Here is a 14279-nt window from a genome sequence, read left to right on the forward strand (position 1 = left end):
TATTTGGCCATCTACTATACAGTATTCAGTATTTTTAGCCGGCAATCCTTCCCTTTCAACAACATCCGTTGATTTGCCAAGCGGACAGACGCTTTCCGCTAGAGTTTGCGTCCTCTATTTTAATCAACTTCTGTTATGTCAAAAGGAAATATATTAAGAAGAAAAAAACTGACTATCTCCTTTTCCCAGGAAATAGTCAGTTTCATTGTATTATTTTGGACGGTCTTCATCGATGCCTTGCGGGCGATCATCTGAAACGTCTTTCGGTAAATCTTCAACTGTTGGTGATTTCTTTTCACCTTGAACTTCTTTGTTGATCGAAACATTACCAGCAGTTTCAATTGTTGGTGTTGCTTCTTTTTGTTCTTTTGGAAGCTCAGATTCTACTACCGCCTCTTCAGGAGGTAATATACCGTGGTCGCGTAAATGTTCGATTTGCTGTGCATTTAACGTTTCTTTATCAATTAACGTATTTGCGATTAAATCTAGTAAATCACGACGCTCTGTTAAAATACGTTTCGTACGGGCATATTGCTCATCAACGATACGCTGAACTTCTTTATCAATTTCATATGCTACTGTATCAGAATAGTTTTGATCTGAACCGAAGTCACGACCTAAGAATGGGTTACCGCCTTGGTTTGAACCGTATTGAACAGCACCAAGACTATTGCTCATTCCGTATTCTGTTACCATTGCACGTGCAATGCTCGTTACTTTCTGGAAGTCATTATGTGCACCTGTTGATACTTCGCCAAGCACGATTTCCTCCGCAACACGTCCGCCAAGCAATCCGGCAATACGGTCAAGTAACTCTTGCTTCGTTGTGAAGAAACGCTCTTCTTTCGGTAACATGATGGCATAACCACCAGCTTGACCACGAGGGACAATCGTTACTTTATGAACAGTATCTGCTTCATCCAATTCAAGACCGACCACTACGTGACCAGCTTCATGGAATGCAACAAGCTTTTTCTCTTTTGGAGAGTATACACGGCTTGCTTTTGCAGGACCGGCAATTACGCGGTCAGAAGCTTCATCAATATCAGCCATGTTTATTGATTTTTTGTTTTTACGAGCTGCTACTAGTGCTGCTTCGTTTAACAAGTTTTCTAAATCTGCACCTGAGAATCCTGGTGTACGTTGTGCAACAGCTGCCAAATCAACTGTATCTGATAATGGCTTATTGCGTGCATGTACTTTAAGGATTGCTTCACGGCCTTTTACGTCTGGGTGACCAACTGTAATTTGACGGTCAAAACGACCAGGACGTAATAATGCTTTATCTAGAATATCCGGGCGGTTTGTTGCAGCGATGATAATAATACCTTCGTTTGCACCGAAACCATCCATTTCAACTAGTAATTGGTTTAATGTTTGCTCACGCTCATCGTGTCCACCACCAAGACCTGCACCACGTTGACGACCTACTGCATCAATCTCATCGATGAAAATGATACATGGGGCATTTTTCTTAGCGTTTTCAAATAAGTCACGAACACGAGATGCACCGACACCGACGAACATCTCTACGAAATCAGAACCTGAAATCGAGAAGAATGGTACGCCCGCTTCACCGGCAACAGCACGTGCAAGTAATGTTTTACCTGTACCTGGAGGACCTACTAATAGAATCCCTTTAGGAATACGTGCACCGATATCAGTGAATTTACGGTGATCTTTTAAGAAATCTACTACTTCAACTAGTTCTTGTTTCTCTTCGTCGGCACCTGCCACGTCATTGAAACGAACTTTTTTCTTCGTGTCATCAAATAGCTTAGCTTTTGACTTCCCGAAGTTCATCACCTTATTACCGCCACCTTGCGATTGGCTTAGTAAGAAGAAGAATAAAATAATAATGATGACAAATGGAATGATGCTCGTAAGGAATGTTACGAACCCACTTGTTTGTGGTTGTTCTAAAATTTCCACTCCTGGATATTCACCGTTTGCAACTTGTTCTTCAACTTGCAAAATACGGTCTACAGAAGTTTGGTCATTTTGTAAAACGTTCACTGTGAAAGTTTCGCCTTCTTCAGCGCCTCTCATCTGACCTACAATCTTATACACGCCTCTTTCAGGCTGTATGTCCATAGAAGCAATCTCATTGCTCTCTAAAGCCTCAAAAAACGCATAGTAATCAAGGTTTTCAGTTGTCTTTTTTCCACCATTAAATGTTCCAAAAATCCCGATAATCACGAGAAATATTAGTAAATAAAATATGGTGTATCGAAATATTCGATTCATCCCCAGCCTCCTCACAACGTTACAGAAAAACTATAAGTAAAATCTTAACATACGTTGAAATTTTCATACAATAAAAAGCACCGCACATTTTAAACGTTAAAACGAATTATGACAAAATGCGCTCATTTACTACTTATGTCCTGGATGCTTGCCTTAAAATTGAAGGTTTGTACAATCTAAAAAATATTAGAATGAGTATACTTCACGTTTTAAAATTCCAATGTAAGGTAAGTTACGATATTTCTCTGCATAATCTAGACCGTAGCCTACAACAAAACCGTCCGGAACTTCGAAGCCAACAACATCTGCATTCAATTCCACTTTACGACCAGATGGCTTATCCAGTAACGTTACGATTTTAATCGATTTTGCTTTACGGTATTTAAATAAATCCACTAAATAGCTTAAAGTTAAACCACTGTCGATAATGTCTTCAATAATAATGACATCGCGACCTTCAACACTTGTATTTAAGTCTTTAAGAATTTTTACTTCTCCAGATGAAACAGTTGCATTCCCATATGAAGTAACATCCATAAAGTCCAGCTCGACATAAGAATCGAAACGTTTCATCAGATCCGTCATAAATGGCATTGCACCTTTTAGCACCCCGACAGCTAATGGGAACATGTCTTTGTATTCCTCTGTCAATTGAGCGCCAAGCTCTTTAATACGTTCCTGGATTTGTTCTTCTGTAATCATAATTTTTTCGATGTCATTTTGAATCATGAGTAGATTCCTCCTTTTATTGTTCAAACTTTCTAAAGACGTTCATTGCTATCGACAAGAAGCACCATTTCATGCAATGCCGACTTTACATTAGAAAATTTATTGTTAACGCGTACAGCTACTATCGCTAAAAGGTCATCATTAGCATCGACTAACAATGGCCAGCTAGCTCTTTTTGTTAAAGGAATCTTGTCATCAATAAAAATGCGAGATACTTTTTTCTGATGCGGCATACCTTGTAGCAAAATACGATCCCCTTGTTTGGGAGCCCTTACGAATAAGGGAAACGATACAGTTGATGCGGTGAAAAAGTGATGCGGATACTTTTGCAGTAAGTCCTCATCACATCGTGCAAGTTCCCCAATATATATGCGCATCGTTCCAAGCACACACCACTCATTCAAAGCGATTTGTTGATTTGATGTCGGCAAGTCCTGCTGCTTATATTCAAATACAACTTCATCGTATTGTTGACGCGCAATAAAATTCTCCGGTAAATCAAGTGTACGACTTCCATCCGACGTTGAGAATAACGTCAAAATCGTCGTACAAAGTGCGTAGCTTTGAATCGTATTTGAATCGTTATAAAGATAACTTAATAGTATTAAAATGAGCCTTCTTTGTAAAGCAAGTGGCTCTTTTTGCAGTTCCGAAACCTTCACTTTATAACAATTTTTGTCGACTTTCTGAAAAAGCTTCGAAAAACGCTCTTCTGCAAGCTCCATTAAATACGAATCATCATCTAAAAGCTGCTGTGCAATGTGGACTGCGTGCCGGGAAACAAGGGGGTTTTCTTCCTTCAAGACTGGGACGACATTGTGACGGAAACGATTGCGGGTATAGTTATTCTTTGCATTGCTTGGATCTTCACGGTATAAATGACCTTTACTATGTAAATATTCCCCAATTTCGTCTTTTGTAACCATCAAAAAAGGACGAATTACGGTAAATTGTTGAAATTTACGTGACGGTAAAATACCTTTCAATCCGTTTAGTGAACTCGCTTTCGTCAATGCCATTAACATTGATTCGAGCTGATCGTCCGCATGATGTGCCGTTACTAATTTTGAAAACTTATGTGTATGCATGACGGTTTCAAAGAAATGATAGCGTTCCTTCCGGCAAATCGCCTGAATGTTTCCGCCTTCTTTTTTGTGGATTTCCGCAATGGGTATCGCACAGCTATAGAAAGGTATCGCCCAGTCATTACATGCTTGCTCAACAAATTGGAGGTCTTGAGCAGATTGTTCGCCGCGCAGCATATGGTCAACATGCGCCACGGCGAGCTCAATTTGAAAATAGTTTCGGAAATGATAAAAAAAAGAAAGAAGCGCCATTGAATCAACGCCTCCTGAACAAGCAATTAATAGTTTTTCTCCACTTTTAATAAGCTGCTGCTCTTTTATATACGCTAATACTTGATGTTCTAAAGTGTGCATTTACTCACCTCATATTACATTTCAATGTGTGATTGCTGGTCTGAATACTTGCCACGGTTTTATTACATGCTGCAAACGGAATAGCATTACGGTGCAATCGTCTGCAATCGGGTATCTTTGTTTGAATTGCGTCATTACATCGAATAGTACAACCTGGATGGAAGCGCCATTTTCCAGCCCTTGACGAATCAGCCTGATAAATAATTGCTCCTGTGCATCCCATTGCGCAGATGGTGAAAATAATCCATCAGAAATCATTAAAATAACATCCTCTGACAATAATTGCGTCATTTCCGTATCAATTGCGAAATTAGGTAGAAAACCAATAGGGGCACTTGTACTTTCTATTTTGAATAGATCATTCCCTCTTAACACATATGTCGTCATGCCTCCCGCTTTCCAACACCATAAATGGCCGAACTGTAAATCGACAAGTGCAAAATCCATTGTTGCATACATGTCCGAATCGTTTTTCAGCGACATTACATAATGCATTGTGTGCATCGCTGTTTCAGGATCCATGTTATACGTAAGGCAATCCTGCATCATTTGAATTAAGCGTTCACTTTCACGATTTGCTCGCACATTCGTCCCCATTCCATCCGACAGCATAATCGCCATAAGTCCCGGATGAATCGGAAACACACGGTAAGAGTCACCGGAAATTGCATGATTTGCGTGGGAATACGTATATATATCATACTCCAACTGATAACGAATTGCTGAAGTAAACTTAATTTGACGGTAAAAAATAGGCGAGTGCTGCTCGTAAATCTGTTCACCTTTCAATGGTTCATGCAAAAATTCAAACAGTTGCTGCTCTAGTTGGTGGATAACGACATGTGCATCACGATGATCTGCGACATAACAAACGAACTCTCGATTCCCTATTTCATTTTTTATCCACTGAATATGCAAACAGTTAATATCATGTTCTTTTAAAAATTGCTGCATCTCCCCATCCATTTCCGATGTGCCGATTTCTAATCGCTGGCTGTTTAACAGCTTTTCAAAGTGACTGCTTAAATCCCGAAGCTGTAAGGCAATCATTTTTTTGCCATGATAGAACTGTCTCTCCATATGCTCTTTGTGTAAAGCAGACTCTAGTTCTTCCAGCAATTTAGAAGATTTAATGCATTTCCCTTTCAGCTGCTCTTCTACCCGAATCCAGCTAACCGGTTTCGTACTTCTTTTTGCTAATCTCCACGAATCAATAATTCCTTCCATCTCCCCGTTTCTCCCCCAGCACTCTTCATATTTGAAACAGCTGGAGCAAATTAGAAACGGTTCTGCAGTTGTCTTACTTTTGGTCTTATTTTGTGTGAAATGATCAAACACAAGCTCCTTCATAAAAGATACAAATTGCTGAAACTGCTTAAGCTGCACTTCCACCACTTCATTACGGTTCACTTGAATGATGCTGACTGTTGTTTGTTTATAGTACATTTTACAATACTCAAGTATATTTTTCGGCAAAAGCAGAAAAATGATGGCCCCTGTAAGCATCGATATAAAATAAACACTATCAATCGGTAATGTCGCATCATAAAAGAAGAAAAAGATACTTGGCAGAAAACTAAAGAGCGCAACGACATAACGTCCCTGATTTTGTACAAAAGCTGCGACCAGCCCCGTACAAGCATATAAAATCATCATACCTGTGAAAGATAAGTTTGCTAAGCCGATAAAAAAGCCAAGAGATAATGAAAAGATGACCGTAGCTCCAACCGTAGAGGCATAGGCTACAAGGCAAATGAGGAAGTGAAGAACGATCAGCGCCATTGAAAAGTAAAAAAGCGCTAAGTTTTCCATGCCGATCAACATACCGGCCAAAACGACAATAATTGCCGTTATTTTTTCTCTTGTCCACTCGATATTTCCATTTTCTTTACTCGGCAATGTCAAAATACGCATAAAAAACAAAATCGATACCGCAAAAAAGCATTCATATACGATATAAAATAATGTCATGACGGATGGCATACCGCTATGAAGCATCATCTGCCATGCTAGTTGAATAGCAATAATTGTACTGGCTAGTAAAAAGTAAGGGGATATTTTTATAAACTTAAACCGGACGAGACATTCCATGAAGAAAAGCTGCACTAAAACAACAGCTGCTTGTCCAAAGCCAAGAAAGAGCGTTCCTAGTATTCCCCCTAGTAAAGCACTCTTCTGAAATGAGACAAATCTCGTTCGAATAACAAGCCAAAAAGGTAAAAATAACGGAGTAACAGCTTCAAAGAAAACTGCCTGTGCAAAACAGAAAGCTGCAAACGCTATAACACTCGCTATTATCATTCTCGATTTTTCTTTATATAAGAATAAGCTTATGTTTAGTGTTTGAAACTCATTTTGATTATTTAATGTCACCATTTTTACTATCACCTTTTCTTTTTAACGCTATTATATAAAGCTGAAAAAGTGAAATTTGTCTGTTTGTAGGATTGGCGTCAAAAAATTGTTCGACGGTTTTTTTACGGTAATATGCGCGTTTTTACGCGTTTTTTAGTAGAAATTACAAAAAATAATACAAAGTAACTTTATGCGTATTATGATAGTGGAAATTACAAAAAAATAGTGTTGACACTAAATAGACTGCAATGTATTATTAGTTTTGTTGTTAATTTTGGCGGTGTAGCTCAGTTGGCTAGAGCACTCGGTTCATACCCGAAAGGTCGTGGGTTCGACTCCCTCTGCCGCCACCATTTATAGGCCCGTTGGTCAAGTGGTTAAGACACCGCCCTTTCACGGCGGTAACACGGGTTCGAATCCCGTACGGGTCATCTCAAAAGCTGTTTAGGAACTTAGTATTCCTAGGCGGCTTTTATTTTTGTCTCTATTCGTATTCTGTAATTTCGTGACACACACTCTCCCTTATACATTATACTTATTAAATAAGAGGAGGCGTTTTCTTTGGTGCAAAACTTTACATATTTAGCTTTTCTTTGCGGTATTAGCATGCTTCTAGTCGTTGGAGGCGTCATATTGACAAACTTGCCGCTCCCATTACAAATAATTATGATTGCAATCGGTTTAATTGGAGGCATTTTTTGCTTTGTTACCCTTATCCGTGTGCTCATCAAGCATAACTCTGAAAAAGAATGATCTAATTACGGACCCCTATATCTTCTTTACGAAAAAAAGCGATGGATTGTAAGTTTTGCACTTACAATCCATCGCTTTATCTATTTGACACTTTTTCTACGTTCAAACAGCCAGCAAAATTATCCTCTGCGAGCTCCACGGCCACCGCGCTTAGACTCAGTTGCACGCTTTAATGTAGTTAAACGCTCATCGCTATCTTTTAAGAAACGCGCCATCTTCTGTTCAAAGTTCTCTTTTGGTTGACGATCATTACGATCGTTAGAACGGTTGTTTTCGCGACGAGGACGCTGTGGACGCTCTGGTCGCTCAGCTTGAGGCTTTGCTTTACGAATTGAAAGACCAATCTTTCCATCCGCTTCAACATTCATCACTTTAACTTCGACTTCATCGCCTACTTTAAGATGCTCGTTAATATCTTTTACGTAGTTATCTGCCACTTCACTAATGTGAACTAAACCTGTTTTCCCATCTGGAAGCTCAACGAATGCACCGAAATTTGTGATTCCTGTTACTTTACCTTGTACTTTGCTGCCTACTTCAATTGACATAAAAAAAATGCTCCTCCTTAAATTTTAAGAGACTCTTCGATTGAAAAGCCATTTATCAATTATAATGAAACTTTTGTTCAATAGCTTCTTCTCTAATTATAGCTAACATAAAAAGAGTGTCAACAAGACACTCTACCTAAAGGCAATTAATACCAGAAATTTTATCACGAAATTACAATACTGACTGGTTTTTTATTAAATTTCAAAGTCACATTTTTCTTTATATAACGCGTTTTACAATATTATTTGTCATCTTCAGGCTTGTCTTTATTTTCTTTGTCCGATTTATTCGGTATTGTGAAAATAATTTCGCCTTCTTCAGAAAGGAAAAATTCTTTTCTTGCCAGCTTCGCAATATACTCATCATCTTCCAGCTTCGCAATCTGCAAATTCAATAGCTCTTGTCTGTGAAGCGCTTCTTCCAATCGTTCTTCAACCGCGGCTTTCGCTTCTTGTTTCGCGGCGAGGCGATCACTTTGGACCATGTTCGCTTTTACTAATACGGCTATTACTACAGTTGCTAAAATGAAAAATACTGCTAATCTTCTGCGACGACGTACAGCAATTTTTGCTTTAATTTGAGCTTTTGCTTGCGGATTTGAGCGGACATAATCGTTATTCAACGACTGGACATTATGGTTATGTAGCTCTTCTTGCACATTTCTTCTTCCCATTTCCGTCTCCTCCCTCACAATCAATAGTTGTTATCATTATACGAGTTCACTGCTGTGTTTTAAAGTTTTTTAACAAATATTTCTTGAAAAACTTAATAAAGGGACGGCAAATAAATAATACAATCCCTATTACTAGTTTTATAATATTTTTAACCAGTTTAAATACTACATGTCCAATAAAAATAACCGGCTTCACAAATAAATTTATACATACTCTTCCAACAAAGCGGATAAATTTTTGGAACAGCAATTCATAAGTTGCAATTCCGGCGATTTGGGCAAGTGGATCAACTACCCGCCATTGCCCTCCTTTTACTATAAATAACAAATAAAACGTAGTAACCCCTAGTATTAACCAGACTATCCATTCTAAAATCCAGGTAATACGTCGAATATTTTTTAGAGGGATACGATTTACATTAATGCGGATACAATCGATTATTGCACCTACAGCAACTCCGCTTATAAACATGACAAGAATGCTTATAAGCTGCGCACTCATCATCATCCAAACAATTTATGAAGGAAACTTTTCGATAAGCCACTCTCGCTTTCATCGTATTGGAATTGCTTCACTTCCCCTTCTAACGTCAGTAATCCCTTGTCCACATCTAAATGAACAATACGCAGTTCCTCACCACGAATCAATAAATGCCCTTGTGATGTATTCACATAAAATTCTTCCTGATCAAATCGTTCGATACTTTTAACAGATGTCATGTCCATCCGTTTACGATTACGTACCGTTACTAAGTGATCTCCTGACGAAATGGTATAACGTGCGCTTTCTTGATGAATAGTCAATGCAAGTCCCCCTTTGAGCTTATAGTTGTACACTATATGCACCAACGGAAAGAAGCATGACTCAAAAAGTTGGTCATGCCCTATTCTTATTCTTCATCATCAATAAATTCAGGTTCAACTTTCTCTAAACGCTCTTCTTTTATTATCGTGAACATTTTTAATGCATCTTCTTTTTTCACATTTTCGCGGATTTCTTCGACACGTGCCGTTACAATTTTTTGACCGAAACGAATTGCCAGCTCATCGCCTACTTTTACGGTACTGCTTGCCTTTGCTACTTTATCATTGATCGTAATACGGCCTTGCACCGCTACTTCCTTTGCTAATGTTCGACGTTTAATTAAACGTGATACTTTTAAAAATTTATCTAAGCGCATCCCATTACTCCCCTTTTTCCAGTTGTTTTGCTTCATTCCAAAATGCATCCAGCTGCTCTAATGTAAAATCACTGAACTTCTTGCCGCTCTTAGCTACACTTTGCTCAACGAAATGAAAGCGACGTGCAAATTTTTCGTTGGCATGTAGCATCGCTTCTTCAGGTGAAATTTTATAAAAGCGTGCGATGTTCACAAGTGTGAATAATACATCCCCGAATTCATCAGTACGGCTTATATCGTTACCTTGCGTTATTTCTTCGCGGAATTCTTGCCATTCTTCCGTAAACTTCTCCCATGCATCGTCAGCATTTGGCCAATCAAAACCAACTGTCGCCGCTTTTTTCTGATAGTTGTACGATGTTTGAAGTGATGAGTACGGACTATATTCGTTCTTTAATAATTGTTCGTCATCTACATGGCCTTTTTCCTGCTTTTTAATTTCTTCCCAATTGGCTACTACAGTTTCCGCATCTTCTGCAGTCACATTCCCAAAAACATGCGGGTGACGGCGAATCATTTTTTCGCTGATCGATGCAAGCACTTCTTCCAATGTGAAATACCCGTTATCTTCCCCTATTTGAGCATGTAAAAACACTTGTAAAAGGACATCGCCGAGCTCTTCAACCATAGCAAAGTCATCTTCGGCATCGACCGCTGCTAAAAACTCATGTGCTTCTTCCAATAAGTATTTTTTCAATGATTCATGCGTTTGCTTCTGATCCCAAGGACAGCCGTCAGGGCCACGCAACGTTGCAATGATTTGACGGAATGTTGTCCAGTCCCGTAAGGCCTCCTCATCAGATTGAACAGGCGGCACATATACCGTCGTTAAATTATTGATCTCTGCTGCCTGATCAAGCTCATAAAGCGGCACAGTACGCAATGACTCCTGTATAGACCCCGCTGCTGTAACAATTGTTACCGGGTAGTCATCACGATATTTTTCCATTAATGTGAGCTTTACTTCTGACGCACTGAACGAATCATACACTTGGGCAATCAAAATGTGCTGGCGCATGTTCATATCATGGATAGACATGCTCGTCCCGTCCAATAGCTGAAACCCTTCAATCGGATCAATTTTTAAAGCGCCGAAAATCGGGTCTAAAAAGCTTTGCCCTCCCTCGATTACAAGCTTGATCTGCCCGTTGCGGTCCGCTTCAATTAAGTGCTGGATGGTCTGTTCTGCTACGAGCGGATGTCCCGGAACAGCATACGTTATGTCCTCTTTTGCTACAGCCTCAATAAGACGCATTGCAATTTCTTCATAAACGGGACCGAACGAGCCATGTTTAATATACACATCATCAAAGCTCGTGAACTCGATTCCTTCCAGTTTTAAGTCCTGGATGACAGGATGGTCCTCTGTTCGGATATATATTTTTTTGGCTGCTTTAATTTTTTTATAAACACCCATTTGCATTTGTTCAAAATCGGCTGCTCCTAAGCCAATAACAGTTAATTGATTCAAGTTATACACCTACTTCTTTCGATTTAACAATAGTTGATATGCAGCCATTCTCCTGCCGAGCGGGATTAAAAACCAATCCTTTTCAGTTAATACACGCATTTTTGCGACTGCTGTAATAAAAGTCCCTGCGCCAAGCATGACAAGCACACCGCTGTAAATAAGTGCATCAAAGCGACTAAACAAGCCGGTAAACAAGCTGTTTAAGCTGTATACAGCACCTTGTACGACGACGATCATGATAAGGCAGGCAATGGCCAGTTTTCTATAAAACGAACGATTCGCCAGGCGGATCGCCGTCAGTTTTTTTAAATAAATTATAAGTGCAGCAGCTGTAAAAATCAGACCGATATTACTCGCTATTGCCGCGCCCAACACATCATAATGAGGGATTAAAATAATGTTCCCTATACATTTTAATACGATTCCGAATCCTAAAAAAACGGCAGGCCCCTTTAATTTGCTATAGCCCTGTAAAATCGCTGTAAACGTTAAAATAATCGATAACGGAATAATTTGAAACGAATAAAGTTTCAACACATTTGAATAGGCATCCGTCTTAAACAGCATTTGATTCACATAAGGCATAACAAGTATCAATCCGAGTGCCGCAGCAACTCCGAATATGAGGGAGCTCCGGAAAGTTAATTGGATAAACGGCTTTGCACCGCGACCATTAGGCTGATTTGCCTTTAATGCAACAAGCGGCACAATGGCCAGCGATAAAGATGTAGCAATAACGATTCCAAGCTGCACAAGCGGTTGCCCGCGGTCATAAATCCCCTTCACTTCCATCGCTTCTACTGTAGGCATTCCCGATTGGACAAGCATTTTATATATCGTAAAGGAATCTACAAGCTGGAAGCATAATAATAGCAGCGCACTCATACTGATCGCGATACTATATAATGTGACCTCTTTTAAAATCGGCCAAATTTTTACACGAACTATTTCCCCTGAAGGCTGATACTGCCGTTTCAAAAAGTAGAGCAGCAGAACAATACCTGCTATTTCCCCGACAACTGTACCGAGCATCGCCATTTTCCCTGCTGCGTAAACAGATTGTGTATACTGCAGCAACACAATTGTTCCGACTAATATAATTGATACCCGAATCATTTGTTCGAACACTTGAGCATAGGCAACGGGCTGCATTTTACTTTCCGATTGGAAGTTGCCCTTTAAAACAGCAAGCAGTGGCATACATAACGTAATAAATGAGCCAACTTGCAATAATCCTGCCAGCTGAGGATCTTCCATCAAATTAGCTAAAGGCTGCGCACCAAAAAATAACAGACAGAAGAAGATAATGGCCAATGCTGTTAAATAGTAAAAAATAATGCGCGATACAGATCGTCTTTCTTCGTATGTACCACCACGCCCTTCAATATCAGCGAGCATTTTGGAAATGGCAACAGCAAATCCGCTTGATGTCCATACGACAAAAAATGAGATAAACGGGTACACTTGCTGATACACATAAAACCCTTGGTCACCTACTAAGTTTTGATAAGGAACCCGGTAGATGGCGCTTAATATTTTTACTAATAGCGCCGCTACTGTCAGAAGAAGAGCGCCCTTCATATAATTTTTCATACCATAACTTTGCGAAGTCATTCTATTTCCTTCCTCTATTTCATACAATGTACTAATTATATCATGAAAACCATTTGCTAATTTTACGCGAGGAATTAAAAAAACGCCCATTAATATGGACGTTTTGAAGTGATTTTAGTTTTCCATTTGCTTTGCTAAAAAGTTGGCTGCTGTTTCAGCAGTTTTTTGTTCGACTTCACCGATAAAATGGGCCCGTGATATTAAATAAATAGCACCAATCGGATCTCCATTCGAAACTATCGGTACGATGCAATACGATTTCACTTGTTCATACTGTCCTGCTACAAGTTCAATCGACATCTCCAGCTTCTCACTTACAGGTGACCTGTTTTTGATAATATCTTCTGCAAATACTGTTAAACGTCTCGCCACATAATCTTTTTTCGAAACGCCTGCAACGGCTATTACTTCATCTCGGTCACTTATTAATGTCGGGGTACCTAATGTTTCAAATAATGATTCCGCATATTGTTGTGCGAATTCGCCTAAGTCATTAATTGGCGAATACTTCTTTAAAATCACTTCTCCTTCGCGGTCCGTATAAATTTCAAGGGGATCCCCTTCACGGATGCGAAGTGTTCTTCTGATTTCTTTTGGGATAACAACACGACCTAAATCATCGATGCGGCGAACTATTCCTGTTGCTTTCATCGTTCATGTTCCCTCACTTTCCATCAATTCACAGCATGATGCTCCTAGTATGGAAAGAAATACATGAAACTATGCATTGTTCGAAAAGGATAAAATAATATTTCGTATATGCTGATTCAAATATGATGAAGTACCTATTTTTTAAAATCTGTTATAGGAAATTACAACGTTTTCTTTCATTTTATGTTTTGTTTTTATGAAAAAGGCAATAGACAAAATAAAACAATCTTTTTGGAGGTGCAGTAATGGTAAGAGTCGATCGTATTACGTCAACACCGGATGCATATCGCCAGCATCAATATTATGCAGGCACACATTTAGCCTATTACCCGGATTTATCGAAGGAACGGTCTACAGCTGTTTCAAAATTTGAAAACGGCATTTTTAAACGTTACTTAGAAAAGCCTAATGGCCAGCGTGATTTAGTTTCTGCTTCCACGACAAGAGAAAAACAGTTATTAGAAATACGCGAAGAACACCGTAACCGCGAAGAATTGCTTCAACGCTTAAATTATTCGAACGGAGTACATTATAGTGTGCAACAAACTTTCTTATAATTCATTCTCTGTATCCAAACGAAAAGAGAGGAAATGTTAAAAGCAGCAAACTTTTAATAT

General features: G+C 39.2%; 14 protein-coding genes and 2 tRNA genes. 4 read left to right on the plus strand and 12 right to left on the minus strand.

The features are described 5' to 3' along the window. Positions 1-210: 210 nt before the first annotated feature. From ftsH to AC6CH1_RS18510, 4 genes are all read right to left on the minus strand, one after another. Complete coding sequence (gene ftsH / locus AC6CH1_RS18495; protein WP_251691523.1) at positions 211-2247, minus strand: ATP-dependent zinc metalloprotease FtsH; 2037 nt, start codon at positions 2245-2247, stop codon at positions 211-213. A gap of 186 nt (positions 2248-2433) precedes the next feature. Beyond that, complete coding sequence (gene hpt, locus AC6CH1_RS18500; RefSeq protein ID WP_251691524.1) at positions 2434-2976, minus strand: hypoxanthine phosphoribosyltransferase; 543 nt, start codon at positions 2974-2976, stop codon at positions 2434-2436. A gap of 32 nt (positions 2977-3008) precedes the next feature. Then, positions 3009-4415: a tRNA lysidine(34) synthetase TilS gene (tilS, locus tag AC6CH1_RS18505; protein ID WP_498318773.1), complete on the minus strand. Its 1407-nt coding sequence runs from the start codon at positions 4413-4415 to the stop codon at positions 3009-3011. Between the two features lie 21 nt (positions 4416-4436). Beyond that, positions 4437-6791 (minus strand): SpoIIE family protein phosphatase, encoded by a 2355-nt coding sequence (locus tag AC6CH1_RS18510; RefSeq protein ID WP_498318775.1) that lies wholly within the window; start codon positions 6789-6791, stop codon positions 4437-4439. A 255-nt stretch (positions 6792-7046) separates the two neighbouring features. Between AC6CH1_RS18510 and AC6CH1_RS18515 the strand changes: the two genes are divergently transcribed. The 3 genes from AC6CH1_RS18515 to AC6CH1_RS18525 all read left to right on the plus strand — a co-directional run bounded on the left by AC6CH1_RS18515 (position 7047) and on the right by AC6CH1_RS18525 (position 7523). Next, positions 7047-7123, plus strand: a tRNA-Met gene (locus AC6CH1_RS18515). A gap of 6 nt (positions 7124-7129) precedes the next feature. Continuing rightward, positions 7130-7201, plus strand: a tRNA-Glu gene (locus tag AC6CH1_RS18520). 133 nt (positions 7202-7334) lie between these two features. Continuing rightward, positions 7335-7523, plus strand: a complete 189-nt coding sequence (locus AC6CH1_RS18525; protein ID WP_251691527.1) for a sodium:potassium antiporter — start codon at positions 7335-7337, stop codon at positions 7521-7523. 119 nt (positions 7524-7642) lie between these two features. Here AC6CH1_RS18525 and AC6CH1_RS18530 read toward each other — a convergent pair whose 3' ends face one another. The 8 genes from AC6CH1_RS18530 to spoVT all read right to left on the minus strand — a co-directional run bounded on the left by AC6CH1_RS18530 (position 7643) and on the right by spoVT (position 13662). Then, entirely contained in the window at positions 7643-8071 is a 429-nt protein-coding gene (locus AC6CH1_RS18530; RefSeq protein WP_008408265.1) for a S1 domain-containing RNA-binding protein, read from the minus strand. A gap of 242 nt (positions 8072-8313) precedes the next feature. Next, positions 8314-8745 (minus strand): FtsB family cell division protein, encoded by a 432-nt coding sequence (locus tag AC6CH1_RS18535; RefSeq protein ID WP_251691529.1) that lies wholly within the window; start codon positions 8743-8745, stop codon positions 8314-8316. A gap of 46 nt (positions 8746-8791) precedes the next feature. After that, positions 8792-9247, minus strand: a complete 456-nt coding sequence (yabQ, locus tag AC6CH1_RS18540) for a spore cortex biosynthesis protein YabQ (protein WP_498318777.1) — start codon at positions 9245-9247, stop codon at positions 8792-8794. Positions 9248-9249: 2 nt separating this feature from the next. After that, positions 9250-9549, minus strand: coding sequence for a sporulation protein YabP (yabP, locus tag AC6CH1_RS18545; RefSeq protein ID WP_008408271.1), 300 nt, complete (start codon positions 9547-9549; stop codon positions 9250-9252). A gap of 86 nt (positions 9550-9635) precedes the next feature. Beyond that, on the minus strand, positions 9636-9926 hold the full coding sequence (locus AC6CH1_RS18550; protein WP_079523123.1) for an RNA-binding S4 domain-containing protein: 291 nt from the start codon (positions 9924-9926) through the stop codon (positions 9636-9638). Positions 9927-9930: 4 nt separating this feature from the next. Beyond that, positions 9931-11397, minus strand: a complete 1467-nt coding sequence (gene yabN, locus AC6CH1_RS18555) for a bifunctional methyltransferase/pyrophosphohydrolase YabN (protein ID WP_498318779.1) — start codon at positions 11395-11397, stop codon at positions 9931-9933. A gap of 9 nt (positions 11398-11406) precedes the next feature. Then, a complete protein-coding gene (locus AC6CH1_RS18560; RefSeq protein WP_498318781.1) occupies positions 11407-13011 on the minus strand; it encodes a putative polysaccharide biosynthesis protein in 1605 nt (534 codons plus the stop codon). A gap of 114 nt (positions 13012-13125) precedes the next feature. Beyond that, on the minus strand, positions 13126-13662 hold the full coding sequence (spoVT, locus tag AC6CH1_RS18565; RefSeq protein ID WP_251691537.1) for a stage V sporulation protein T: 537 nt from the start codon (positions 13660-13662) through the stop codon (positions 13126-13128). Between the two features lie 245 nt (positions 13663-13907). Here spoVT and AC6CH1_RS18570 point away from each other — a divergent pair, with 245 nt between their 5' ends. Beyond that, the gene (locus AC6CH1_RS18570) at positions 13908-14219 is read left to right on the plus strand and encodes a hypothetical protein (RefSeq protein ID WP_251691539.1); all 312 of its coding nucleotides are present in this window, start codon (positions 13908-13910) and stop codon (positions 14217-14219) included. Positions 14220-14279: the final 60 nt, after the last annotated feature.

Source organism: Solibacillus sp. GQ1, assembly GCF_059758555.1.